The following is a 26,220-nucleotide window of genomic DNA, read 5'->3' on the forward strand; positions in this document are numbered from 1 at the left end:
TGATCGGCGATCCGCGAACCGCAGCGCCGGTGGTGACGGGCGGGACGTCGGACTGGTTCTGTGCTCCTCGGTTCGACGCGCCCAGCCTGGTCGGCGGCCTCCTCGACCGGCACAGGGGTGGTCACTTCCAGATCTCCCCAAGGGCGTCGAGTACGTGAGTAAAAGCTGTATCTGCCCGGTACGCCGATCCTGCTACGACCTGTGGTTCGGGGCGAGCATGATGCCGAAGATCCGTTGCAGCCCCGGCCGACTCGACCGCGCCATGGCGGGCACGCGCCAGGTCCTCCACGTCTGAAGAGCCGCCGCCGACTGCGGCGCACCGGGACCGGGCAGTGCTGTCTGTTTCTAGTAAAAGGGGATCCATCATGAGCACTGATCTCAACCGCTGCGACGCGACCGAGCTCGCCGAGCTGATCCGCACGAGGAGGGTTTCCTCCGTCGAGGTGGTTCAGGCGCACCTGGAGCGCATCGAAGCCGCCGATTCGAGGATCAACGCCATCGTCACGCTTGCCGACGGTGCGCTGGACGCCGCGAGGGCGGCGGACGAGGAACTCGCGGCGGGCGCGGAGGTGGGGCCGCTCCACGGCGTGCCCTTCACGGTCAAGGACTCGTTCGACACCGCCGGGGTGCTCACCCAGCGCGGTTCGCCGATCTTCGCGGGGCGTATCCCGGACACGGACGCCACCAGCGTGGCGCGCCTGAAGGGCGCCGGTGCGATCCTCCTGGCGAAGACCAATCTCCCGGAATTCGCATACTGGATCGAGTCCGACAACCTTCTGACGGGCCGGACGAACAACCCCTGGGACCTCGACCGCAGCTCCGGCGGGTCGAGCGGCGGGGAGTCCGCGGCGATCGCGGCGGGGATGTCGCCGCTCGGTCTCGCAAGCGACCTGTCCATCTCGGTGCGCGGCCCGGCGGCCGACACCGGTATCGCGGGCTTCAAGCCGACGCACGGGCGCATCCCGATGACGGGGGTCTGGCCACGGGAGCCGCGTCGTGACTGGCACGCCGGTCCCATGGCCCGCACCATCCGCGACCTCGCACTGGCGTATTCGATACTGGCCGGTCCTGACGGCGCCGACGGCTTCGCCACCGTCCCGCGCGAGTTCGACGCCGGCCTGGGCGCCTCACCGGACCGACCCGTCCGCGTTGGCCGGCTGGTCGACTCGGGACTCGGTCCGATCGACGCAGAGGTCGCGGCAACTGTGCAGGCGGCCGCCGACGCCCTGCGGGGAGCGGGGGTCCAGGTCGAGGCCGTGAGGATCCCGGCTCTTGAGCGTGACAATCCTCTCGAACTCTTCACCCGGCAGCACGTCATGGAGATGAAACCGGCGTTCCGGGAAATCACCGCCGGTCACGAGGACCAGATGTTCACGTACTCCAGGTCCATGCTCGCCGCACCCGACACGTCCGTGGAGGACTACGTCCTGGCCGAGCAGGGCATCGAGCGGCTTCGAGACGGTTTCGCGGAGTACTTCCAGCGGTACGACGCGCTGCTGCTCCCGGTGACGTCGATCCCGGCGCACGAGCACGGGCTTACACAGTTCACCATCGACGGCCGGACGGTGGACGCTTTCCATGTGATGACGGCGACCGTCCCGTTCAACCTGACCGGGCTCCCGGCCCTGTCCATGCGGTTCGGCACGAGCAGCGACGGCATGCCGATCGCTGTGCAGCTGGCGGCCAGCTGGCACTCAGAGTCGACGATCCTGTACATCGCCTCGCTGCTGGAGTCGCTGAGCCCGGTCCGCAACCAGCACCCCGCCCTCTGACGGCCGGGAGTCACGAAACGGTGAGCGAGCGTTCAGCGTAGAAGCACGCACCTTCTCGGTACGTCTCAGATCACTCTGCTTCTCGGCGCCTCCCCCGCGTCTGGCTGTACCGCAAGCGTCCCCCCTTCCCTTCACCCGCTCGCAGGGAAGGGGGTGATGCGGCGGTTCATCGGACTTCACCACCCTGGCCGAGGCGGCGTGGAGGTGGGCCTGCTACGGCTGTTGCATGGCTGTCAAAGGCGCAGCCCGAGGGGCGCCGCCCCCACGAGGCCGCCGTCGATGACGAGGTCCTGACCGGTGATGTACGACGCGTCGTCCGAGGCCAGGAAGGCGACGGCAGCGGCGACATCGTCCGGGTGGCCGAGCGAGCCGAGCGGCACCTCCGCCATGATGCGGGTCTCCGCGTCGGGGTCGATGGCGGACCGGTACATCTCGGTCTCGATGTAGCCGGGGCTGACGGAGTTGACGCGGATGCCACGCGGCGCGAGGCCGGTGCCGAGCGTGCGGGCGAGATTGTGCACGGCAGCCTTGCTGGCGGCGTAGATCGAGGCCACCGGGAGGCCGCGGTGCAGGGTCCAGGAGGCGTTGATGACGACGGCGCCTCCGTCGCCCATCAGCGGCAGTGTCTTTTGAATCGTGAAGAACACCCCCTTGAAGTTGATTCCGACGGTGTGGTCGAAGTCCTTCGGGGTGAACTCTGGCCTGAAGTCCGCAATTCCGGCATTGGCGAAGACCGCGTCGAGGGCACCGCGCCAGGTCTCGACGCGCCGCACGAGGAGATCGAGGTCGGCGTCAACGCTGACGTCCGCGCGAACGGGCAGGATCCGCTCGGAGCCCAGGCGTTCTGCCGCGGTGTCGAGGCGGGCCTGGTCGCGGCCGGTGATGACGACGTCCGCGCCCTCGTCGAGAAGCCTGCGCGCCGTCGCGAACCCGATGCCGCTGGTGCCGCCGGTGATCAAAACTGTTCTGTTCGTGAATCGCTTCATGCCGACGATCCTCGAGCGGCGCGAGCCTATGCGGCAGTGTCGGCTGAACCTGGGTCTGACACCACCACCAAGCGCTCCAGCAGGGCCTTCGTTCCCGTCCCGGGTGCGGGGGTGTGCAGCGACAGGCGGTGGCCGGGCAGTTCGGGCAGCGGCAGGATGGTGGCCTCGAAGGTCAGCGTCCCCAGGCCGGGAATCTCCAGAGCCTTGGTGCCGTGGGTGGGGCCGCCCACGGGGAGTTCCGCCCAGATCTCGGCGAAGGCGGGGCTCGCGGCGCACATGTCCGCGGCCAGGCGGCCGAATTCGGGATCGTCCGGGTAGCGGGCGGCGTCCGCCCGGAACAGGCCGATCATCGCTCGCGCCGCGTCGTGCCAGTTAACGACTGCCGCACGGTAGCGGGCGTTGGTGAAGAAGCTGACCAGGCAGTTGTGGTCGTACTCGTTGCACTGGAACACGATCTCCGCCGCGCGGTTGACCGCGAGGACGTTCCAGTGCCGGTCGATGACGTACGCGGGCCGAGGCAGCCAGCCCTCCAGCAGCCGCCGCACGGCATCGGGGACCCGGCCTTCGGACGGCGCGGCCTGCGGCGGATTGAGGCCGGCGAGGAGGTACAGGTGCTCGCGCTCGGCGGGCTCCAGGCGCAGCACCCTGGCGATGGCGTCCAGGACGTCGGCGGAGACGTTGATGTCGCGTCCCTGCTCGAGCCAGGTGTACCAGGACACTCCCAGGCCGGCGAGCACCGCCACCTCCTCCCGCCGCAGCCCGGGCGTACGGCGGCCCCCGCCTGCCGGCATGCCCACGTCAGCGGGCGTCACCCGGGCTCGCCGTGACCGGAGGAACGCGCGCATCTCGGAACTGCGCCGCTGCCGCGCATCTGTGGAGAGCCGGGAAATGACCATCAGGTCATGTTATGTCGCGATCAACAGACCTCGTCTGTACGGCGCGCCCACGCGTGCCGCTGCCCGGAAGTCCGTTCGACAACCTCAGACAACGGGGGTACTCGTCTCAGCTCGCGAAGCGTTCGCAGCCCGACAAGGCGGCCGTCGCCCGGCCGGAGGCCGGCCAACCCGACCCCGACCAGGCGACGAGCGCATCGGCCGCAGTGTGCACGGCCTCATCACCGTCGCCCACCCACCAAACGAAGCACCGGTAGTGAGCGCGAATCAAAGGGGCGCTGTGGGGGCGGGCGCGTGCCGAGCCAGCGGGGCTCTGTCGGCAGGTGGCCCTCAGCGGATATACCCGCGCACCCTCATCCCGGCCAATTTACCGCCGAAAGAGATTAACGATCGGTGGATGCGCTCATCGCCCGCGGCATGTGTGGTGCGCCGCGGCCCGGTAGGCGGCCCGGCGACCTCCCGCCTCACGGCGGTCACCCCTGATGATGAGACCGCGATCGCACCTGATGCCGACTTTCTTGCATGCCGGACGTCCCGGCCGTCACCGGTTGCCATACTTCTCGCTGGGCAGGCGCCTTCGGCCCCCTCACCCGTTCAATCGACAGCCTGAATGCAACGGCTCAAATATCGTAACGTTCATGCAACAAACGAGGCAATCCTGTGAAACTTTCATGATTCGCCCTGATAACGTGCCGGGAAATGCCCTGGTAACACGCCCGTCGCCGCCTGCGGTCCGAACATGTGATTGACGCGCCGAGGCCGGTCCGATGTACTCGCGACACCGCAGAGCCCCATCCCTGACAACACAGCACCTGAAGCTCGGTCAAAAATGTTAGCGTTAACATCTTTACCGTTTCCGCTGGTCCTGATCCCTACGAGCCGGTGGAGAGATGGAGTACGCCCGCCGTCAAGCCCTCCGATCATCGAAGGAGAGCCGTGCCCCCATCGAAGAGATCCTTCCCGGCCCGCGTAGGCGGCGTGGAGCGGAAACACCGCGTCCACGAGCGTCGCTTCACCGGGAACACCCGCCCGACCGGCTCATGATCAAGGGCCTCGTGGCGCCCCGCATCGAAGGCACACCGCCCCCTCACGGAGCGGTCTCAATTGTTAGCGCTCACAACAGTGGAGGGCTCGTGAAGATTCCTCGGCAACGGCTCGCGGCCGCGATGGCGGTCGCGCTCAACGACGCGACCTCCGGCACTGCCTGAACCTCCTGCCTCACCCCCCAACGTTCCAGGAGACGACATGTCACCCCTCAGCCGACGCCGGCTGTTACAGGCGGCGGGCGTCACCGTCGCCGCCTCCGCCGCCGGGCAGCTCGCCGGTGCGCCGGCCGCACAGGCCGCCGTCGCACCCGTCCGCGCGGACATCGGCGCCGCCGCCTTCTCCTTCGATCTCGACCAGGTGCGCCTGACGTCCGGCCGCTGGCTGGACAACCAGAACCGCACCCTGTCCTACCTGCGCTTCGTCGACGTCGACCGGCTGCTGTACGTTTTCCGTGCCAACCACCGCCTGTCCACGCAGGGCGCCGCGGCCAACGGAGGCTGGGACGCCCCCAGCTTCCCGTTCCGCAGCCACATGCAGGGGCACTTCCTGACCGCGTGGGCGCAGGCGTACGCGGTGACCGGCGACACCACCTGCCGCGACAGGGCCGTCTACATGGTGGCCGAGCTCGCCAAGTGCCAGGCCAACAACGGCGCCGCGGGATTCGGTACCGGCTACCTGTCCGGCTTCCCCGAGTCGGACTTCGCGGCGCTGGAGGCCCGGACGCTCGGCAACGGCAACGTGCCCTACTACTGCGTCCACAAGACGATGGCCGGCCTGCTCGACGTGTGGCGCCACATCGGCAGCACCCAGGCCCGCGACGTGCTCCTCGCCCTGGCGGGCTGGGTCGACACGCGGACCGGCCGGCTGAGCGGCTCACAGATGCAGGCCATGCTGGGCACCGAGTTCGGCGGCATGAACGCCGTCCTGGCCGACCTGTACCAGCAGACCGGCGACGGGCGCTGGCTGACCGCGGCGCAGCGGTTCGACCACGCCGCGGTGTTCAATCCCCTGGCGTCCAATCAGGACCAGCTCAACGGGCTGCACGCGAACACGCAGGTCCCCAAGTGGATCGGCGCCGCCCGCGAGTACAAGGCCACCGGCACGACCCGCTACCGCGACATCGCCGCCAACGCCTGGTCCATCACGGTGAACGCGCACACGTACGCGATCGGCGGCAACAGCCAGGCCGAGCACTTCCGGGCACCGAACGCGATCGCCGCCTACCTGACCAACGACACCTGCGAGGCGTGCAACACCTACAACATGCTCAAGCTGACGCGGGAGCTGTGGCTGCTGTCGCCGACGCGGGCCGACTACTTCGACTTCTACGAGCAGGCGCTGCTCAACCACCTGATCGGCCAGCAGAACCCCGCCGACTCGCGCGGGCACGTCACCTACTTCACGCCGCTCAACCCCGGCGGCCGGCGCGGTGTCGGTCCCGCCTGGGGCGGCGGCACCTGGAGCACCGACTACGGCTCGTTCTGGTGCTGCCAGGGCACCGGGCTGGAGGTCAACACGAAGCTGATGGACTCCATCTACTTCCACGCCGACACCACGCTGTACGTGAACCTGTTCCAGCCGTCGACGCTGAACTGGGCCCAGCGCGGCATCACGGTCACCCAGACGACGTCCTACCCGGTGAGCGACACGGTCACGTTGCAGGTCACCGGCAACGTGAGCGGCACCTGGTCCATGCGCGTGCGCATCCCGGCGTGGACGAGCGGCGCGACCATCAGCGTCAACGGCGTCCAGCAGAACGTCACCGCCACCCCCGGCTCGTACGCGACGCTGACACGGGCGTGGACGTCGGGTGACACCGTCACCGTACGGCTGCCGATGCGCGTGATCACCAAAGCCGCCAACGACAACCCCAACGTCCAGGCCGTCGTGTACGGGCCGGTCGTGCTGTCGGGGAACTACGGCAACCAGGCGCTGTCGGCGCTCCCGGCGCTGACCGTCTCCTCCGTCACCCGCACGAGCACGTCGGCGCTCGCGTTCACCGCCACCGCCAACGGGGCGATCGTCAATCTCGGCCCGTTCTACGACGCGCACGGCCACAACTACACCGTGTACTGGAACGCCGGCGGCGGAACCTCGACGGGCACGGCGAGCTTCCGGCTCGTCAACGCGGCGTCCGGGCTGGTGCTCGGCGTGCAGAACATGTCCACCGCCGACGGCGGCCTGGCGGTCCTCTGGGGTGACAACGGCACCGCCGACCACGACTGGGCGCTCGTTGTGGACGGCTCCGCGATCCGGCTGCGCAACGTCAACAGCGGCAAGGTGCTCGGGGTGGAGGACATGTCCACCGCCGACAACGCCCGTGTCCTGCAATGGGGGGACACCGGTACCGCCGACCACCGGTGGACCGTCACGGACATGGGCGACGGCTCGCACAAGATCCGTAACGTCAACAGCGGCAAGCCGCTGGCCGCCCTGAACGGGTCGACGAGCCAGGGTGCGCAGGCCGTCCAGGACGCCGACAACGGCACCGCCGACAACCAGTGGCGTTTCCTGCCCAGTGGCGCCCGGCGGATCCAGAACGTGGCCGGCGGCATGGTGCTCGGCGTGCAGAACATGTCGACCGCCGACGGCGGCCTGGTGCTCCAGTGGGGTGACTCCGGTACGAGCGACCACCTGTGGACGGCCGTCACCGACTCCGGAGGCTACTTCCGGTTGCGTAACTCCAACAGCGGCAAGGTGCTCGGCGTCGAGAACGCGAGCACGGCCACCGGCGCACGGGCCGTCCAGTGGGCTGACAACGGCACCGCCGACCACCGCTGGCGGCTCCGGTACGGCGGCAACGGCTCCTTCCGCATCCAGTGCGCGAACGGCGGCCGGGTCCTGGGCGTGAGCGGCGGCTCGACCGCGCAGGGCGCGCAGGTCGTGCTGGCCGACGACGCCGTCTCGAGCGATCGCCTCTGGCGGTTCCTGTAGGTCCGGCCGGGACGGAGGAGACACACCGTCCCGTGCCGTGTCCGTCACTCGCCTGCACTCATCCATGGAGGACCGACAGTGCACTCCCCCCGGAAATGGCGCCGGGCGCTGGCCGTGCTGGCCGCCGCTCTCACCTGCCTCTTGGCCACGTCCCTGCTCGTCACCGGCACCACGAACGCCGCCAACGCGGCGACCGTCGACACCAACGCGTGGTACGTGCTGGTCAACCGCACCAGCGGCAAGGCCCTGGACGTCTACAACCTGGCCACCAACGACGGCGCCCGCATCACCCAGTGGACCCGCAACAACGGCAACCAGCAACAGTGGCAGTTCGTCGACTCCGGCAGCGGCTACTACCGCGTCAAGTCCCGCCTCTCCGGCAAGGTCCTGGACGTCAGCAACTTCTCCACCGCCAACGGCGGCGCGGTCGTGCAGTGGGCCGACCTCAACGGCACCAACCAGCAATGGCGCCTCGCCGACTCCGACAGCGGCTACGTGCGCCTCGTCAACCGCAACAGCAACAAGGCCCTGGAGGTCCAGGGCGCCTCCACCGCCGACGGCGCCAACATCGTCCAGTACGACGACTGGGGCGGCGCCAACCAGCAGTGGCAGTTCGTCCAGGTCGGCAGCGGATCGACCCCCACCCCGACCCCGACCCCGACTCCCGGCGGTACCTACAACAACCCGGTCGTCTGGCAGGACTTCGCCGACGGCGACATCATCCGGGTCGGCGACGCCTACTACTACTCGGCCTCGACGATGCACTACTCCCCCGGCGCGCCGATCCTGCGCTCCTACGACCTGGTGAACTGGGAGTACGCGGGCCATTCTGTGCCCCGGCTCGACTTCGGCTCAAACGCCTACGACCTCAACGGCGGACGGGCCTACGTGAAGGGCATCTGGGCCTCCACGCTCAACTACCGGCCGAGCAACAGCACGTACTACTGGATGGGCTGCGTCGAGTTCAACCGCACCTACGTCTACACCGCCTCCGCCGTCGACGGCACCTGGACCAAGCGCTCCCAGATCAACAACTGCTACTACGACGCCGGCCTGCTCGTCGACGACAACGACACCATGTACGTCGCCTACGGCAACTCCACCATCAGCGTCGCGCAGCTCTCCTCCGACGGGCTCAGCCAGGTGCGCAGCCAGCAGGTGTTCCAGACGCCCTCCAGCGTCGGGACCCTGGAGGGCGCCCGCTTCTACAAGCGCAACGGCTACTACTACATCTGGCTGACCCGCCCCGCCAACGGCCAGTACGTGCTGCGCTCCACCAGCCCGTTCGGCCCGTACGAGATGCGCCAGGTCCTGCTGAACATGCCGAGTCCGATCTCCGGCGGCGGTGTGCCGCACCAGGGCGGCCTGGTCCAGACGCAGAACGGCGACTGGTACTACATGTCATTCGTCGACGCCTACCCCGGCGGCCGGGTGCCCGCACTGGCGCCGATCACCTGGAGCGGCGACTGGCCCACGGTGCAGACCGTCAACGGCGGCTGGGGAGCCTCGTATCCGAAGCCGAACATCCAGACCACGAAGACCGTGCAGTCGATGATCGGATCGGACAGCTTCACCTCGGGCAGCCTCGGCCACCGGTGGGAGTGGAACCACAACCCCGACACCAGCCGCTTCTCCACCGGCAACGGCCTGCGCCTGCAGACCGCGACCGTCACGAGCGACCTCTACAACGCCCGCAACACCCTGACCCACCGCATCCAGGGCCCGTCGTCGACGGCGACGATCGAGCTCGACTACTCGGCGATGGCCAACGGTGACCGGTCCGGGCTGGCGATGCTCCGGGACCAGTCGGCGTGGATCGGCGTCAAACGCGACAACGGCGTCAACCGGGTCGTGATGACCAACGGCCTGACCATGAACAGCAGCTGGGCCACCACGGGCACCGGCACCGAGGCGGCGAGCGCGAACATCTCGGGCGGCCGGATCTGGCTGCGGGCCAACGCCGACATCCGTCCGGGCTCGGGCCGCCAGGCGCGCTTCTCCTACAGCACCGACGGCGTGAACTTCACCGCGCTCGGCCCCGCCTTCACGTTGAACAACGCCTGGCAGTTCTTCATGGGCTACCGCTTCGGAATCTTCAACTACGCCACCCAGGCGCTCGGCGGCGCGACCACCGTTCGCCGGTTCGACCTGACCACCCCCTGAGAAGGAATGCCTCTCGTCCCGGGCCGGCGACGGCCCGGGACGTCCGGCCTGAACGGCTCAAGCGACGGCAACGACCACCGGTGTCGGGCGCAGACGACGCTCGCCGGCTTCCCGAACGGCTGAGGAGGGCTTCACCTCCCGTCGCGTGCCGGTGGCGCGACGGACTCCCTCAGGCGTACGGGCATGGGAACGCGATGAACCTCGGCCGTCCCCTCGGTCTGGCGGTCTTTCCGGCCGATCTCCTCGAAGAGGACGTCGACGGCCTTCCGGCCGAGCTCATAGTGCGGAAGCGCCACGGTGGTGAGCTTGGGGCGTATCCACGACGCGATGGGGTGGTCATCGAACGAGACCACGGAGACGTCGGCCGGGACGCTCAGGCCGACGTCGCTCAACGCCTGGTAGGCGCCGAGCGCGAGCCGGTCGTTCAGGCAGATCAGGGCCTGTGGCCGGGTGCCGTCCAGCAGCGCGCGGGTCGCGGCGAGGCCCTCCTCAGGCTGCCAATCCCGGCAGACCCGTCCACTCGCGATCTTTATTCCGGCCTCGGCGAGCACTTCTCGTATGCCGACGAGTCGTTCCACGGCGGCGACGCTCTGAGCGGGTACGTTCCGTATCCCGGGGCCGGCGCCGATCAGATGGATGCCGTCGCGATGACCGGCGTCCAGCAGCACACGCGCGGCGGCTCGGCCGGCCTCGACCTCGTCGGGGAGGATCGAGGGAAGGGGCGACGGCTGCTTGGGGAGCGCGTTGAGCAGCACCGCGGGGGCGATGGCGATGTCCTTGGGCAGCTTGATGGTCCTGGTGTACATCGAGGCCAGGATGATGCCGTCGACCTGACGGTCATGCATGGCGTGCAGCAGCCCGCTCTCCAGATCGGGATCGCCTTCGGTCTCACCGATGAACAGCATGACGCCGCGTTCTCGCGCCGCCTCAAGGGCGCCCTTGATCATGTCGCCCGCGAGCCGGGAGGTCGCGACGGTGTCGGACACGAAGCCGATCGTCCGCGACGTGCCCGTGCGGAGCCCCACGGAGACGGCATTGGGCCGATACCGAAGCTCCTCCGCCGCCCGCAGGACGCGCTGCTCCACCTCCTGCGAGATGCGCAGCTCACGCCCTCGGCCGCTCAGCACCAGGGACGCCGAGGCCTTGGAGACACCGGCGGCGTTGGCGACATCCGCCAACGTGACCCGACGTGGGCTCACCGAGACCTCCATGTTCATCCCATATTTCCGGGACTTGACATCGCCGGATACGCACGGTGAGACTATCGCATTGCTAATCCGGTTTAGCAACTTGATCCGGGACGTCTGGCACACGCCGGAACGCCCCAATAGCGGAGGAGACGCACGATGTCTCGTCGAGTTCATTCCCGCTGGCATCGCCCGATGCTCGCGGTCGTCCTGGGGGGGACGTTGGCCACCGCCTGCGGCGGACCCGGAAGCGGCAACCCGCAGTCGGAGGCGACGGCCCCATCCCTCACGACGGCGCCGACCTGCGGCACGGCCCCGGTCACGCTCAGCGCGTACTTCGAGACGGGGTTCCCGCTCCCGAAGGCGCTCACCGCGGAATTCACCAAGCAGTTTCCCAACGTGAAGTGGGACATCCGGGAGGACCAGTTCGCGGTCATCACGCAGAACGCCCCGCGCGTCCTGGCTGACGACCCGCCAGACCTGATGCGACTCCCCCAGGTCTCCGAGCTCGTGAAGAACGGCCTGCTCAAGAACCTCGACGAGTACGCCAAGGTCTTCGGCTGGGACAAATGGCCCGCCTCCCAGCTCGAACAGATGCGGCTCGCGCCGGGCGGACGCACCCGCGGCGAGGGGTCGCTCTATGCGATGGGCCTCAACTTCAGCATGACCGGCGTCTTCTACAACAAGAAGCTCGCCGGCAAGATCGGCATGTCCTCCCCTCCGGTGACCCTCGCGGAGTTCGACGAGTTGCTGGCCAAGGCCAAGCAGGCGGGCATCGACCCCATCGCGCAGTTCAACGGCGGGGCGACGGGTGGCCTGGCGTTCCCCCTGCAGGACCTCATGGCCTCCTACGGTCCTTCCGGACCGATCAACCAGTGGATCTTCCAGAAGCCGGGCGCCACGATCGACACTCCGGAGAACCTGCAGGCCACCCAGCATCTGGAGAAGTGGATCAAGGCCGGTTACTTCTGGAAGGACGTCAACGCCGTCGACTACGCGACCATGATGAGCCGCTTCATCGACGGCCAGGGACTGTTCATGTTCAACGGCGACTGGGAGTCGGGAAACCTCGACAAGCAGATGCCCGAAGACGCCGGCTTCTTCCTGATGCCGCCCGTACAGAAGGACGGTGCCCGGGCGGCCATGTCGGCGCCTCTGACGTTCGGCATCGGTTCCAAGGCGAAGAACGCCGGCTGCGCCGCCGCCTTCCTCGACTGGGTGGCCACCGACCCGCAGGCCCGCACGATCTCCGTGGAAGTCGGCGGCTCGCACCCCATGGGACCGGCGGACGCCTCCATGCCGCAGGTGACACCCGGCACGGTGACCGAGAGCACCCTCGCCGCCGGCGCTCAGATCGCGAAGGACAACGGCGCGATGGACTTCATCGCCAACGCGACGGGAGCGATCTACGCCAAGAGCTGGACTCCGCAACTGCAGAAGCTGGTCGCCGGAGAGCAGCGGCCCGACGCGCTGCTGAAGTCGGTCCAGGAAGACTACCTGAGCCAGGTCGCAGGGAGCTGACACCGATGGCGCGGTCAACTCCCGACGTAGCGGTCGATCTCTCCGAGAATCGGCCCGAGCCGGCAGCCGCGGCGAAGCGCCGGAGCCCTCACCGTTTGGGAGGGCTCCGTACGCCGGGCTGGGTCGGCTGGCTGTTCGTCCTTCCCGCACTCGCGTTCTATGCGACCTTCGTCCTGCGGCCGATCGTCGACACGATCTGGTACTCGCTGTACAAGTGGGACGGCATCGGCGCGTCCACATGGGTGGGGCTCGGCAACTACTTCAAGGTCTTCACCGATCCCGATCTGTTCGCCTCCATCGTGAACGCCTTCAAGCTCATCGTGTTCTTCAGTGTCATTCCGGTCGTTCTGGGCTTGACCATCGCCTCGACGATTCGGCGCATCGCCACCAGCCGGCTCGCGCTCGTGGCTCGGACGGTGATCTTCCTTCCTCAGGTCATCCCGCTCGTGGCCGCCGGCATCGCGTGGAGCTGGCTGCTCTCGTCAACCGGGTTGATCAACCAGCTTCTGTCGTACGTCGGCCTGGGCGACGTGACACGCGCGTGGCTGGGCGACTTCGCGACCGCGCTGCCGGCCGTGGGAATGATCGGCGCATGGGTCCTCCTCGGCCTGTGCACCCTGCTCCTGCTCGCCGGCATGAGCAAGATCGACCCCGCGCTCTACGAGGCCGCCCGGCTCGACGGGGCGGGGCCGTTCCGCGAGTTCGCATCGATCACGCTGCCGAACCTGCGGCAGGAGGTCGGCGTCTGCGTCACGGTCACCGTGATCGCGGCGCTCGCCAGCTTCGACATCGTCTACATCGCCACGCAGGGCGGACCGGGGAACTCCACCATGGTGCCCGGCCTCGAGATCTACTACCTGGCCTTCTCCGAGCGGCAGGTCGGCATGGCCTCGGCTCTGGCGGTGGTCCTCATGGTGCTCATCCTCGCCTGCGCCCTGCCCGTCCAATGGCTCACCAGGGACAGGACCTCATGATCTTCGCACGCCGAGAGGCCTGGACGGGACGCCTGCTGCTCGTCCTGCTGATGGCGGTCACGCTGCTGCCGTTCATCAGCCTCTTCGTCACCGCGCTGCACCCGTCCGGCACCTACCCCCAGGGGCTGCAATGGCCCAGCGACCCGCAGTGGGGCAACTTCGCCGACGCCTTCCAGGCGGCCCGCATGGGCGAACTACTGAAATCCAGCACGCTGATCGTGCTGGGCGTGGTCCCCGTCTCGCTCGTCGTCGCCACCATGGCGGGCTTCGCCATCGGACATCTGCGCATCGCCGGACGCCAGGTCGTGTTCCTGGTGTTCGTCCTCGGCCTGACGCTTCCGTTCGAAGGCATCATCACGCCGCTGTACTACCAGGTACGCGACATGGGGCTGCTCAACACGAGGTGGGCGATCATCCTGCCGCTCATCGGGTTGTTCATGCCGTTCTCGGTCTTCTGGATGCGCGCCCATTTCGTGAACATGCCCGAGGAGTTGTCGGAGAGCGCGCGGATGGACGGCGCGAACGTGTGGCAGCTCTTCTGGCGCGTGCACGTTCCGCTGGCCATACCGGCGACCTCGTCACTGGCGATCCTGCTGTTCCTCTGGACCTGGAACCAGTTCCTGCTGGCCATCGTCCTGGTCGACGACCCGTTGAACCGGACGATGTCGGGTGCTCTCGGGGCCTTCCAGGGGCAATGGGGCACCGACATCCCCTTACTCTGCGCGGGATCGCTGCTCATCCTCGCGCCCACGCTGGCGATCTTCCTGATCTTCCAGCGGCGTTTCGTCACCGCCCTGCTCCAGGGCTCGTTGAAGGGTTGATGCGCGTTGCTCTACGGAGCCATCGAAGCGGGCGGCACCAAATGGGTGTGCGCCGTCAGCGACGGAGACGGCCGCCTCCTGGCGAGCGAGGTGGTGCCGACCGCCAAGCCGGAGGAGACCATCCCGGCGGCGGTTCGCTTCTTCCTTCGTCACCAGAGACCGGCGGCCATCGGCGTCGGCAGTTTCGGGCCGATCGATCTGAACCCCGCCTCGCCCACGTACGGATACATCACGACGACGCCGAAACCCGGATGGGCCTACACCGACGTGGTGTCGCCGCTGCGCGACGCCCTCCAGGTGCCGATCGGATTCGACACGGACGTGAACGCGGCCGCGCTGGGCGAATGGCGGCACGGCGCAGGGCGGGGCCTGGACACGATCGCCTACGTGACCGTGGGAACCGGAATCGGCATGGGAGCCATCGTGGGGGGCCGGATCCTTCACGGGCTGGTGCACCCCGAATTCGGTCACACGTACATCCCTCACGACGCCGATATCGATCCCTTCGCCGGAAGCTGTCCCTATCACGGGGACTGCCTCGAGGGTCTCGCCTCCGGTGAGGCGATGCGGCAACGGTGGGGACGTCCCGCCGAGGAGGTCGACGATGCCTGGGCCTGGGAGCTCGAGGCGGAGTATCTGGCCCTGGCCGTTACGAACCTGACGTACGCGCTGTCGCCCCAGCGCGTCATCATCGGCGGGGGCGTCGCCAAGCGGGAATCTCTCATCCAGAACGTCCGCGTCCGCGCGCTCGAGCTCCTCGCCGGCTACCCCGAAGTACCGCCGCTGACCGACTTGGACGCGATGGCGCAGTACCTCGTCGGGCCGTCGCTCGATGACCTTTCGGGCGTCCTGGGCGCCGTGGAACTGGCACGCGACGCAGTGGAAGGAACGCTATGACGACCTCACCGACGGTTCCCCACGGGCTTCGGCCCGTGGCATGGACACGAGCCCACCTCGACCGGCTCGCCCACAGCGCCACCACCACCGCGCCCGTGATCCGGGGTCCGCTGCCGCGCGTGCTGCCTGCCGACGACATCTGGGATATGTGGCCCGTACAGGATGAGGACGGCTCGGCGTGCCTCATCCATGGCCGCGAGCTCTGGATGGGACTGTCGGCACCCGCGGTCGGCCATCCGGAGGAGCGCCACGATGTGGCCCGCATCCGGCTTCTCGCGACGGGCGACGACGGCTGGACGGATCTGGGGCACGTCTTCGCCGACGGAGCGTCCTTGGGCAGCCGCGAATGGTCCGGCTCGGCGGTGCGCCGGTCCGACGGCACGATCTCCGTTTTCTACACGGCCTCGGGCCTGCGAGGAGAGGCGCGTCCGACATTCGTCCAACGGATCATCGAGGTCCGGCCGAAGCTGATCACGAACGACGGCGGGGCGGTGATCGAGGGGTCCGCCGAACACCGGGAGATCGTGCGATCCGACGGACGCACGTACCTGATCGCCGATGAGATCGAAGGCGGTCCGGGTCGCATCCGGGCCTTCCGTGATCCGGGGTGGTTCCGTGACCCGGCCGACGGGCGGGAATACCTGCTGATCGCGGCTTCGACGGCCTGGGACGACCGCTATACGGGGGCGGTGGCCCTCGCCGGCGCCGACGCCGGTGGCTGGTCCCTCCGCGCTCCGCTCCTGGTCGCCGACGGCGTCAACCATGAGATCGAACGCCCCCACGTCATCGTTCACGACTCGTCGTACTACCTGTTCTTCTGCACCCAGCGCCACTCGTTCGAGCCATCGGACTCGGCGCCCACGGGCCTCTACGGGTTCGTCGCTCCCAGCCTCACCGGGCCGTACGAGCCGCTCAACGGCTCGGGCCTCGTGATCCGGAATCCCCCGGAGCAGCCTGATCAGGCATACGCGTGGCTGGTGTTGAACGACCTGCGGGTGGCGAGCTTCCTGAACTACCGGGGCCGGCCCGGGACGGGGGCATGGCCGGCAGAGGCGTCCGCGGCCCGAGCCGCCTTCGGCGGCACCCTGGCGCCGATGCTGACGCTCACCCTCGATTCCGCGACGTCCTCCCTCACCTGATCGACGAACTCCTCATGCGGCGTTTCTCGATTCACACAGGGAGCGGGGGGCCATCCCGGTCGTCTCGACCGGTTCGGGAACCGCTCGGCGCGGCAGCGGCGCGCGGCCGTCCAGGAGCGAGCCCGGCGCGGAAGCCGATCGACCGCTCACCGGATCCGCAGGTCGCGCCGGTGACCGCCGGGGCCGCGGGAGGTCGCCGTCGAACAACGGAGACTCGAACGACTTCCTCCCGCGAGTTGAGCTCTCCAGGGCGCCCGTCGCAATCTGTGCCTATACGTTTCCGGAATGGAGTTGTTCACCCCGACCCTCGACTGGGGATCTGAGGTCTGGGCATCGCTGGTGTGGATCGCCATAGCCTGGGCGATCGCCGCGGTATGCACCTTGGCGGTCCTCGTGCTGCTCGGCCTCTTCACGACGTGGGGCAGGCAGTTCTGGCGCATCACCGGCGCGTACTTCACCGGTCCGGGGAGCGTCAAGGTCTGGCTCTCGCTCAGCGCCATGCTGCTGTCGGTGGTCACCGGCGTCCGGTTGGACGTGCTGTTCAGCTACCAGGGCAACGACATGCTGTCCAGCCTCCAGGTCGCGGTTCAGGGCATCGCCGTCAACAACACCGCGGTGAAGGGCTCCGGCGAGCACGGCTTCTGGATGTCCCTGTGGACCTTCTGCGTCCTGGCCTCGATACACATCGCCCGGCTGCTGCTGGATCTGTTCCTGCTCCAGCGGTTCGTGCTGGCCTGGCGCGTCTGGCTCACCGACAGGCTGACCGGAGACTGGCTCGACGGCAAGGCCTACTACCGGTCGCGATTCATCGACGGCACCATCGACAACCCGGACCAGCGTATTCAGTCCGACGTCGACGTGGTCACCGCCGGATACGGACCTCTGCCCAACCTTCCGAGCAACGGGGGGACGTCCAGCACGCTGTTGTTCGGCGCGATCTCCGCGGTCACCTCGATCGTGTCGTTCACGGCGATCCTGTGGAACCTCTCGGGCCGGCTTTCCATCTTCGGGGTCGACATCCCCAGGGCGATGTTCTGGATCGGGCTGGTCTACGTCCTCATCGCCTCCGTCATCGCATTCTGGATCGGCAAGCCGATCATCTGGCTGGCCTTCCGAAACGAGAAGTTCAACGCGGCGTTCCGTTACGCCCTGGTGCGCCTGCGCGACGCGTCGGAGGCGGTCGCGTTCTACCGCGGCGAGCTCGCGGAGCGCTCGGGGCTGCGGCGCCTGTTCACCCCCGTCGTCGCCAACTACAAGCGGTATCTGAACAGGACCATCGGCTTCAACGCCTGGAACTACTCGATCAGTCAGAGCATCGTGCCCCTGCCCTATCTCCTGCAGGCGCCGCGGCTGTTCGCCGCCGAGATCCGCCTCGGCGATCTCACCCAGTCGGCATCGGCGTTCAACGAGATCCAGAGCGGCCTCTCGTTCTTCCGGAACGCCTACGACGCCTTCGCCGGGTACCGGGCGGCGATCATCCGGCTTCACGGTCTGGTCATCGCCAACGAAGAGGCCCGGGCGCTGCCGGAGGTGACGACGCTGCCCTGCGTCGACGGGACGGTTCAGCTCACGGCCGTCGAGGTCCGCACCCCCGATGGACAGCAGTTGATCAAGCCGCTCGACATGCGGCTCGAAGTGGGTGACACGTTGGTCGTCACCGGGCCGTCCGGCAGCGGCAAGACCACGTTATTGCGCAGCCTCGCCGAGTTGTGGCCGTTCACCACCGGCACGCTGACCCGGCCGTGCGGGCCCAACGAGACGATGTTCCTGTCGCAGCTGCCCTACGTACCGCTGGGCGACCTACGCGCTGTCGTCACATATCCCAGCAAAGAAGGCACCGTCGATGACGAGACCCTGCGCGGCACACTGCGTAAGGTAGCGCTGTCGCACCTCGTGGACCGGCTCGACGAGGTGCAGGACTGGGCCAAGGTGCTCTCCCCGGGCGAACAGCAGCGGATCGCGTTCGCCCGGATTCTGTTGACGAAGCCGAAGGTGATGTTCCTCGACGAGTCGACCTCGGCGTTGGACGAGAACCTGGAGTTCGTCCTCTATCAGTTGGTGCGGTCAGAGCTGCCCGACACCATCGTCGTCAGCGTCAGCCACCGCTCGACGGTCGAGCAGCACCACACCCACGAACTCGAACTGCTCGGCGAAGGGGAATGGCGCTTCGGTCCGCTGGGAGACGACAGGCCGGAACCCGCTCCGGCGTAACCGGGACGGAGTCGCACTCGATCACCGGCGGCCGCTCATCGGGTGCCGCGGCGTGCGGCCGGCACGTGCCGCCGTCACAGTGAACGTGCGTGGCCCACCTCTTCGCAGGCCGGCCCCTCCATACGCCGCAGCAGGCGGCAACTCTCAGGATGACGCCCCGTAGCGGGTGGCGATCGCGGCGGCGCGGTCGCGCAGGGAGGTGCGCAGCCACTGCGGGGCCAGGGCTTCCGCGTCCGTGGCGAGCTGCCACAGCGCCCATTCGGCGTGCCTCTGATCCTGGAAGGTCACCTCCAGCCGCAGCCGGCCGTCTGGGTCGGTTTCCTCGGCGAGGACGGCCAGCGCGGTGCCCGCCAGCTCCTCCCGCCGCGCCGGGTTCATCCGTACCAGCACGGTGACCTGGTCGCCGCCGGCCCGGAACCGGGTGCTGCGTTCCTGCCAGGCCCGATCCAGATCGACCCGGTCCGGTCGCTGTGCGGGTTCGGCGAGTTCCTCGGCGGCCAGGACCCGGGACAGCCGGTAGGTGCGGTCCGCGCCGGACCTGGTGGCCAGCAGGTAGCCCCGGTCGCGTACGGTGACCAGGCCGATCGGGTCCACCGTGCGCCACGTCGGGGTCTGGTCCACGGCCGCGTAGTGGATGCGCAGCCTGCGTCCGGTGAACACCGCGCGCAGGACCTCGGCCACTACGGTGTCGGGCACCTCCTCATCGACCAGCCGACGTGAGAGGAGGTCGGTCTGCGGGTCGATGAGCAACCGCTCGGCCGCGCCGGCCGCGGTGTCCCGATAGCTTTCGGGGAGCGCGTCGACCACCTTGAGCATCGCCGAAGCGAGCGCCGAGCCGAGGCCGAACGCCTGCGCGCCGCGCCGCGATCCGGCGACCAGCAGGGCGAGGGCCTCGTCGGGGTTCAGCCCGGTGAGCTCGGTCCGGAAACCGGGCAGCAACGCGAACCCGCCGTGCCGGCCGCGTTCGGCGTAGACCGGGACGCCGGCCGCGGACAGCGCCTCGATGTCGCGCAATACGGTGCGGGTGGATACCTCCAGCTCGCGGGCCAGCGCGGCCGCGGACAGCCGACCGTACTGCCGTAGCAGCAGCACCAGCGAGACCAACCGGTCGGCGCGCATGCGAAAACTTTATAGCCAATACACGACACAGGATGTCGTGTATTGGCTGGGAGGCTCATCAGCACGACGTCGAGGATCCCGGCTGTCGAGCCGGTGGACGTACGTACTTTCGACGAATCGAATGGAGCTGATGTGGCGATGGAACGAACGGCGGTCAACCCGGTGACGTGGTCGGTGGAGATGGGATTCAACCAGGGTGAGATCGTCTCCGGGCACACCCGGACTTTGTACTGCTCCGGGCAGACCGCGATGAGCGGTGACGGCAAACCCCAGCATGCCGGTGACATGGCGGCGCAGTTGGCGCTGAGCCTCGACAACCTGGAGGCCGTGCTCGGCGAGGCCGGCATGTCCCTCGCGAACCTCGTCCGGCTCAACGTCTACACCACCGACGTCGACCGGCTCTTTCAGGACTACGGCGTGCTGGCGTCGCGGCTGGGCGCCGCCGGGGTGGCGCCGCCCACCACGATGCTCGGGGTGACACGGCTGGCGATCCCCGACCTGATGGTCGAGCTTGAGGGAACCGCCGTCGCGTGATGTGACCTCGCCGCCTCCGGCAGGTGATCGTGGTGGCCACGATGTCACTGGCCGGCGCGCGAACCTGCCGGCGGGAATCGCTCGACCCCACCGGCGCGGCTGACCACGGGCAGCGGGTCTGCCCGATCGCCGGTGTCGCCGGTCAGGGCTTGATGTTCTCCAGGTCCTCCAGAAGGTTCGGGTGCTTCGGCTCCCAGCCGAGCGCCTGCCGGGTGTGGGTGCTGGACGAGGGCTGGTCGGCCGCGAAGATCGGGCCGAGAGGGCCGTAGGTCTCCGCCGGCACCGCCTCGACCGGCAGGCCCAGCCGTCGGCCGATGACCGCGGCGATGTCACGCACCCTGTCTCCCTCGTCGGCCACGGCGTGCCAGGAGCTACCGGCCGGCGCCGACTCCAGGGCGAGCCGGAAGAGGACGGCCGCGTCGAGCGCGTGCACGGCCGGCCAACGCTGTGCGCCGTCGCCCGGGTAGCCGGATACTCCGGTCTGGCGTGCGATGCCGGTCAGCAAACCGGCGAACCCGCCCGTGCCCTGGTTGTGAACCGTGCGCGGCAGGCGTACGGCCGTGCTCCGGACTCCGCGCGAGGCCAGGCCCAGGACCGCCGTGACCGCGCGGCCACGACCGCCGACCGGCCCGTCGGTCGGCAGTGGGTCGGCCTCGGTGGAGACGCGGCCCGGCACCCAGGGCGTACCCGAGGCGGTGACGAAGGGGCGGTCGCTGCCGACGAGTGCCTCGCCGAGGGTGGCGAGGGCGGCGCTTTCCTCGGCGACCGCCTTCGCGACGGCGTCGGCGCTGCTGAAGTCGTTGGCGAACGCCAGGTGGATGACCCCGTCGGCCTGGGCAACGCCGGCGCGAAGGACGTCCAGGTCGGTGAGAGCCCCCCGGAGCGGCTCGGCGCCGGCCGCCTCGGCGACCAGCGCGGACGCGTCGGAGCGGGCGAGGGCGAGGACGGTGTGGTTGTTGCCGAGCAGTTCGGCGACGACGGCGGAACCGATCAGACCGGTGCCACCGGTGACAAAAACGCGCATGAAACTCTCCCGATGTGATGGGACTACTGTCCCATCACATTAGCAGAGCGATGGGACAATGGTCCCATCGCGTATGATGGACCCATGGGTCGATGGAAACCAGGGGCGCGCGAACGTCTCGTCGTGGCTGCTGTCGACCTGTTCACCGAGCAGGGGTACGACGCCACGACGGTCGCGCAGATCGCCGAGCGCGCCGGGGTCACCAAAAGCACCTTCTTCCGGCACTTCCCCGATAAGCGCGAACTGCTGGTGGCCGGGCAGGAGACACTGAGCCGGCTGCTGGCCGAGGGGATCGCCGAGGCGCCCGGTAACGCCAGCCCGCTCGAAGCGGTCGCGGCCGGTCTCGAGCGCGCCTCGAGCGCGATGGGCTCCATGAGCCGGGAGCTCGCCCCTCGTCTGAAGGCGGCCGTCGCCGCCAGCGCCGAGCTTCAGGAGCGTGACGCCCTCAAGAGCGTCAGCCTCGCGGCCGCGATGACAACCGCTCTGATCGCCCGCGGCGTACCCGATCCGACCGCGGCCCTCGCGGGCGAGCTGGGCGTCCTCGCCTTCAAACGGGGGTACGTCGTATGGTCCGAGAGTGACCGTGGCGCCGAGGACGAGCTCGCCGGTTACGCCCTGGCGGCCCTGGACGAGCTGCGCGCGGCGAGCGCATCGCTGGGCTGACCGGACAGAACCTCACCCGCTCAGCGGCCTATCGCTCGTCAGGCTCGCCTCTGGACGCTCACGGACTCGAACCGCCGGCGCGGTCAAGCCTGATCCGGTCGGTGGCGAGACCAGGGTCAAGGACGTCCCTAGGACAGGAGCTGTCCGCTTTGATCTCTACGGTCGGCCTCATGAGTGAAGACATCACCCCGTTCCGCATTGACATCCCGCAGGAGCAGCTCGACGACCTGCGCGATCGGCTCGGCCGTACCCGGTGGCCCGTCGCGCTGCCGGGCGACGGCTGGGACACCGGCGTACCGACAGCCTGGCTGCGCGAGCTGGTCGACTACTGGCGCACCGGCTACGACTGGCGGACCGCCGAGGCATACCTGAACGCGTTCCCGCAGTTCACCACCGTCATCGACGATCAGCGAATCCACTTCCTGCACGTCCGCTCGCCGGAGCCGACCGCGTTCCCGCTGATACTGACCCACGGCTGGCCCGGCTCGGTGGCAGAGTTCCTCGACCTCATCGGGCCGCTGACCGACCCGGGGGCGCACGGCGGCGACCCGGCCGACGCGTTCCATGTCGTCATCCCGTCGCTACCCGGGTTCGGCTTCTCCGGGCCGACCTCCGACAGCGGCTGGGACACCGATCGCATCGCCCGTACCTGGGCCGAGCTGATGAGCCGGCTGGGCTACGAGCGGTACGGGGCACAGGGTGGCGACATCGGCGCCTCGGTCAGCCCGCAACTGGGCCGGGTGACTCCGGAGCGGGTCGCGGGCGTGCACGTCAACGGCGGTGCCACGCTACCGCCGCTGCCACTGCCCGATGAGGAGCTCGCCGCTCTGTCGGAGCTCGAACACGACCGGCTCCGCCGAATCGAGGCGTTCCAGCAGGAGGAGTTCGGATACATCGCGATCCAGGCGACCCGTCCACAGACTCTGGCCTACGGCCTGACCGACTCTCCGGTCGGACAGCTCGCCTGGATCATGGACAAGTTCCGGGAATGGACGCACCCGCGGTCCGCGCTGCCCGACAAGATCATCGACCGGGACCGGCTGCTGACGAACGTGATGATCTACTGGCTCACCGGCACGGCCGGCTCGGCGGCGTACGTCGGCTACGCGCAAGCCTCCGGCTGGGGCGTGACGTACCCGAACTCCGGCGTGCCCACCGCGTCGATCGTCTTCGCGCACGACGTCGCCATCCGTCGTTACGACGAGGCGGCCAACACCATCACCCGGTGGGTCGACGTCGACCGGGGCGGCCACTTCGCCGCGCTGGAGGAACCCGTCCTCCTGACGGCCGACATCCGGGAGTTCTTCCGCGACCTGCGCTGACCGCGGCCCCGCGAAGGGGGATGCCCCATACGGCCCGGACCGTCCGGGCCGTATGGACGATGCCTGGACGTTTCTGATGGCGACCCATTCGGGATGCGGTGCGTCGATTGCGGCTGCCGTTGCCTGCTATGCATTCGAAGCTTCCAGGGCTCCGAGCATGCCTCTTCTGGCAGACGCGGTCGTCCGTGCCTGCTCGTCGAGCCCGTCTCGGTTTCCGGTGGCCTGTGCGCGGATCGTACGGATGCCGAGGGCGCTCGCTTCGGCTTGATAGCGCGCGGTGGCGCGAGCCGCGGCCCGGCCCGCGCGCCGACGCACGTCCCGCCTCCAGCGGCGACGTTCTCCCAGACTCGCGAGGGGCGCGACCTCTTCGGGGGCGATGTGCCCGTCGCGCGCGAGAGCCGGGAGGGCCGCGGTGATCGCCTGGCCCTCTCGGCGGCGTAGCACGAGAGCCAGGATCGTCATGGCGAGGAAGACCGGCACCATGACGGCTCCGTAGATCTTGTAGATCAGGAGCGGGTCGTCTGCTGCGAGCCCCGCCCAGTCCCATACCCCGTGCAGGGTGATCACGACGAGCAGGCCGGCGATCGGAAGGGCGATTCGCGCCCCGCCGCGGTGCTTGTTCACGGACGCGGCGATCCCCAGACCGAACACGGAGACGAAGAACGGATGCATGAACGGCACCAGCACCACTCGCAGGAAGAAGGTGACCCCGAGCACGGCGATGGCGTTCACATCGGATGTGTCCGATGCGGCGAAGGTGGTGACGGCGCGGCCGAAGTAGAGGATGTTCTCCGTGAACGAGAAGCCGGCACCGATGAGTCCCGCGTAGACGATGCCGTCGAGCAGACCGGTGATCTGCCTCCGGCGATGGATCAGCAGCCACCCCAGGAACAGGCCCTTGAAGACCTCTTCGGTGACCGGGGTGATGATGAGCGGGCGAACCCACGCACCGACGTCGGTGCCCATCGTGGTGTCGACGACGGCCTGCAGCCCTGCCTGCGACCAGATCGCGCAGAAGGCGGCGATCGACGCTCCCCACGCGAACGCCGAGACGAGATGGCGTGGACGCTCGTGCTCCCAGCGGTCGAGCCACAGGAAGACGCCCACGATCGGCAGGATGACCAGGGCGGACAGGGGCAGGCCGACGACCACCCCGTCCAGCCCGACCTGGGTCGCCACCCAGAACACGGATGCCAGCCAGGCAGCACCCGCCGACAGGGGCCAGAGCCTCCACATCCGGCTTCGTCTGGACCTGATCGATATGTGCATTTCTATTCCTTCTCGGCATCTCGACGCCGCCCGATGCGGTCGCTCCCCCAGTGGACACCGTGCCGTTACGGCATACTCAAATCAGGTGATCGCGAAGCGTGGAGAGGAGAGGACGGACATGGGCTGGAGCACGAGGGAGGTCGCGCAACTCGCCGGAACGACCCTGCGTACCGTCCGGCACTATCACGAGATCGGCCTCCTCGACGAGCCGGAACGACTGCCGAACGGTTACAAGGCCTACCGGACAGAGCACCTCGTGCGCCTGTTGCAGATCCGCCGTCTCACCAGGCTCGGCTTCTCCCTCTCCATGATCACGTCGATGGAGGACGAGTCGGAGGATCTTGAGGAGACCCTGCTCGCGGTGGACGCGGAACTGGCCGTCACGATCACACGGCTGAAGGAGGCGAGAAGGGAGATCGCCAAGCTGCGCCGTCAACCGGCGCCGACCGACCTCCCCTCCGACATCTCGACCGCGGCGACCGAGGCGCGACTGTCATCCAACGACCGGTCGTTGTTCGCCGTGCTCGCCCACGTCATCGGCGATGACAGCTCACAGCACTGGCAAGCCCTCCTGCAGGACTACCGGCAAGATGACGCGACCCGCGAGTTCGACGCGCTCCCACCGGACGCCGACGAGGAGACACGCGAACTGCTCGCGCAACGCATCGCCCCGCAGACGAGCGCACTGACCGAAAAGCACCCGCTGCCATCGGGGGCCGCCCAGGTGGCAGGCCGGCAGTCGACGACCGACACGCTGATCACTACGATGCTCGACCTCTACAACCCGGCACAACTCGACGTGATCGTACGCATCTGGAAAATCGTCGGTCTGATCTGAGGCCGGCCTCGCCCCACACCTGGTGATACGTGGACGTGCCCGGGCATTGGTGATCTGCCGGAGGACCGGGAAGCCGGTGCGTGTCGACGCGGACGTCCCGCCGCGGCACCGGGCCTGCCGGGCGGCCGTCACTGATGCGGGATGTCGATGCCGGCCGCGCGCAGGTTCGCCTCGACCAGTGCGTTCAACCGGGCGATGGACGGCTCCTGGTCTTCCCGGTGGTGGTTGACCAGTCCGTACCGGGCGGCGGCGTCAGACCGGTTCCGAAATCCGGCCGGCATCGCCGGCACCACACGGTTGGCCAGCAGCTTGCCGGCCAGCGCGGATGCCAGTTCTTCGATTCGAGGGTCGTCGGGATCCCAGGATCTCGCATCCCAGCCGCGCTTGGTCAGCTCGACGAACTCGGGGTCGTCGAGCGAACGTTCGAGCTGGGTCAGAAAGTTGTCGTAGATCTCCGGAATCAGCGCCCGGGCCAGCACCATAGCCTCCCGTTGACCGGCCACGTAGTCGGGGCTGAAGCCGAGATCGGTGAGTCGGTCCAAGACCGCGCAGGCCCGGTCGGGCAGCAGGGCCCGGTCGCCATGATCGAGCCGATGCAGCGTGTCGCGGCGCGCGATCAGGTCCTCGATCCGTTCGGTGAGCCGACGATGGACGTCGTCCAGGGCGGCGGAGAACCGCTCGGGATCGGCGTCGAGCAGGTCACCGATCTCGGCCAGCGGCACGCCGGCCCCGGCCAGGGTCCGGGCCTGGACCAGCCGGAGCAGGTCGGCCGACCGGTAACGGCGGTAGCCGGAACCATCCCGTTCCGGCTCGGCGACCAGGCCGAGCCGGTGATAGTGCCGCACGGTTTTGATCGTGACGCCGACGAACGCCGCCGCCTGACCGATCGTGAGTCCGTCTGCCATC

General features: G+C 68.5%; 21 protein-coding genes. 14 read left to right on the plus strand and 7 right to left on the minus strand.

Translation table 11 applies throughout. The features are described from left to right. The first annotated feature begins 2 nt into the window (after window positions 1-2). Both DKM19_RS53040 and DKM19_RS22805 read left to right on the plus strand, forming a co-directional pair. Window positions 3-158: a hypothetical protein gene (locus DKM19_RS53040; RefSeq protein WP_369990610.1), complete on the plus strand. Its 156-nt coding sequence runs from the start codon at window positions 3-5 to the stop codon at window positions 156-158. 207 nt (window positions 159-365) lie between these two features. Next, a complete protein-coding gene (locus DKM19_RS22805) occupies window positions 366-1,772 on the plus strand; it encodes an amidase (protein ID WP_110698174.1) in 1,407 nt (468 codons plus the stop codon). 233 nt (window positions 1,773-2,005) lie between these two features. Here the strand turns inward: DKM19_RS22805 and DKM19_RS22810 are convergent, their stop codons facing one another. Then, window positions 2,006-2,758: an SDR family NAD(P)-dependent oxidoreductase gene (locus DKM19_RS22810; RefSeq protein WP_110698176.1), complete on the minus strand. Its 753-nt coding sequence runs from the start codon at window positions 2,756-2,758 to the stop codon at window positions 2,006-2,008. A gap of 26 nt (window positions 2,759-2,784) precedes the next feature. Continuing rightward, complete coding sequence (locus DKM19_RS22815; protein WP_369989649.1) at window positions 2,785-3,570, minus strand: helix-turn-helix transcriptional regulator; 786 nt, start codon at window positions 3,568-3,570, stop codon at window positions 2,785-2,787. 1,326 nt (window positions 3,571-4,896) lie between these two features. Between DKM19_RS22815 and DKM19_RS22820 the strand changes: the two genes are divergently transcribed. Beyond that, entirely contained in the window at window positions 4,897-7,632 is a 2,736-nt protein-coding gene (locus DKM19_RS22820; protein ID WP_110698180.1) for a beta-L-arabinofuranosidase domain-containing protein, read from the plus strand. A gap of 78 nt (window positions 7,633-7,710) precedes the next feature. Beyond that, window positions 7,711-9,795, plus strand: coding sequence for a family 43 glycosylhydrolase (locus DKM19_RS22825; RefSeq protein WP_110698182.1), 2,085 nt, complete (start codon window positions 7,711-7,713; stop codon window positions 9,793-9,795). A 131-nt stretch (window positions 9,796-9,926) separates the two neighbouring features. Here DKM19_RS22825 and DKM19_RS22830 read toward each other — a convergent pair whose 3' ends face one another. Then, window positions 9,927-10,994, minus strand: coding sequence for a LacI family DNA-binding transcriptional regulator (locus DKM19_RS22830; RefSeq protein WP_204358960.1), 1,068 nt, complete (start codon window positions 10,992-10,994; stop codon window positions 9,927-9,929). A gap of 147 nt (window positions 10,995-11,141) precedes the next feature. Between DKM19_RS22830 and DKM19_RS22835 the strand changes: the two genes are divergently transcribed. From DKM19_RS22835 to DKM19_RS22860, 6 genes are all read left to right on the plus strand, one after another. Beyond that, a complete protein-coding gene (locus DKM19_RS22835; protein ID WP_110698184.1) occupies window positions 11,142-12,503 on the plus strand; it encodes an ABC transporter substrate-binding protein in 1,362 nt (453 codons plus the stop codon). A gap of 5 nt (window positions 12,504-12,508) precedes the next feature. Then, entirely contained in the window at window positions 12,509-13,477 is a 969-nt protein-coding gene (locus tag DKM19_RS22840; protein ID WP_110698186.1) for a carbohydrate ABC transporter permease, read from the plus strand. Next, window positions 13,474-14,298: a carbohydrate ABC transporter permease gene (locus tag DKM19_RS22845; protein ID WP_110698188.1), complete on the plus strand. Its 825-nt coding sequence runs from the start codon at window positions 13,474-13,476 to the stop codon at window positions 14,296-14,298. The genes DKM19_RS22840 and DKM19_RS22845 overlap by 4 nt, the downstream gene beginning before the upstream one ends. Window positions 14,299-14,304: 6 nt before the next feature. After that, on the plus strand, window positions 14,305-15,195 hold the full coding sequence (locus DKM19_RS22850; protein WP_110698190.1) for an ROK family protein: 891 nt from the start codon (window positions 14,305-14,307) through the stop codon (window positions 15,193-15,195). After that, window positions 15,192-16,334 carry a glycoside hydrolase family 68 protein gene (locus tag DKM19_RS22855; RefSeq protein ID WP_110698192.1) on the plus strand — a complete coding sequence of 381 codons (1,143 nt, stop codon included), beginning with the start codon at window positions 15,192-15,194 and terminating at the stop codon, window positions 16,332-16,334. The genes DKM19_RS22850 and DKM19_RS22855 overlap by 4 nt, the downstream gene beginning before the upstream one ends. 285 nt (window positions 16,335-16,619) lie before the next feature. Then, complete coding sequence (locus DKM19_RS22860) at window positions 16,620-18,545, plus strand: ABC transporter ATP-binding protein/permease (protein WP_110698194.1); 1,926 nt, start codon at window positions 16,620-16,622, stop codon at window positions 18,543-18,545. A gap of 144 nt (window positions 18,546-18,689) precedes the next feature. Here the strand turns inward: DKM19_RS22860 and DKM19_RS22865 are convergent, their stop codons facing one another. Continuing rightward, window positions 18,690-19,664: a YafY family protein gene (locus tag DKM19_RS22865; protein WP_110698197.1), complete on the minus strand. Its 975-nt coding sequence runs from the start codon at window positions 19,662-19,664 to the stop codon at window positions 18,690-18,692. A 138-nt stretch (window positions 19,665-19,802) separates the two neighbouring features. On the opposite strand from DKM19_RS22865, the gene DKM19_RS22870 reads away from it, so the two are divergent. Next, window positions 19,803-20,198 carry a RidA family protein gene (locus tag DKM19_RS22870; RefSeq protein WP_110705900.1) on the plus strand — a complete coding sequence of 132 codons (396 nt, stop codon included), beginning with the start codon at window positions 19,803-19,805 and terminating at the stop codon, window positions 20,196-20,198. 142 nt (window positions 20,199-20,340) lie between these two features. Here DKM19_RS22870 and DKM19_RS22875 read toward each other — a convergent pair whose 3' ends face one another. Next, complete coding sequence (locus tag DKM19_RS22875) at window positions 20,341-21,222, minus strand: SDR family oxidoreductase (protein ID WP_110698199.1); 882 nt, start codon at window positions 21,220-21,222, stop codon at window positions 20,341-20,343. Between the two features lie 123 nt (window positions 21,223-21,345). Here DKM19_RS22875 and DKM19_RS22880 point away from each other — a divergent pair, with 123 nt between their 5' ends. Further along, a complete protein-coding gene (locus DKM19_RS22880) occupies window positions 21,346-21,885 on the plus strand; it encodes a TetR/AcrR family transcriptional regulator (protein ID WP_239514389.1) in 540 nt (179 codons plus the stop codon). Window positions 21,886-22,055: 170 nt separating this feature from the next. After that, complete coding sequence (locus DKM19_RS22885; protein WP_110698203.1) at window positions 22,056-23,207, plus strand: epoxide hydrolase family protein; 1,152 nt, start codon at window positions 22,056-22,058, stop codon at window positions 23,205-23,207. 126 nt (window positions 23,208-23,333) lie between these two features. Here the strand turns inward: DKM19_RS22885 and DKM19_RS22890 are convergent, their stop codons facing one another. After that, complete coding sequence (locus DKM19_RS22890) at window positions 23,334-24,476, minus strand: PrsW family intramembrane metalloprotease (RefSeq protein WP_110698205.1); 1,143 nt, start codon at window positions 24,474-24,476, stop codon at window positions 23,334-23,336. Window positions 24,477-24,594: 118 nt separating this feature from the next. Here DKM19_RS22890 and DKM19_RS22895 point away from each other — a divergent pair, with 118 nt between their 5' ends. After that, a complete protein-coding gene (locus DKM19_RS22895; protein WP_110698207.1) occupies window positions 24,595-25,314 on the plus strand; it encodes a MerR family transcriptional regulator in 720 nt (239 codons plus the stop codon). Between the two features lie 128 nt (window positions 25,315-25,442). Here DKM19_RS22895 and DKM19_RS22900 read toward each other — a convergent pair whose 3' ends face one another. Further along, complete coding sequence (locus DKM19_RS22900; RefSeq protein ID WP_110698209.1) at window positions 25,443-26,219, minus strand: MerR family transcriptional regulator; 777 nt, start codon at window positions 26,217-26,219, stop codon at window positions 25,443-25,445. Window position 26,220 lies beyond the last annotated feature (1 nt).

The sequence above is a fragment of the Streptosporangium sp. 'caverna' genome (assembly GCF_003203775.1).
In the GTDB taxonomy this organism is placed as follows: domain Bacteria; phylum Actinomycetota; class Actinomycetes; order Streptosporangiales; family Streptosporangiaceae; genus Streptosporangium; species Streptosporangium subroseum.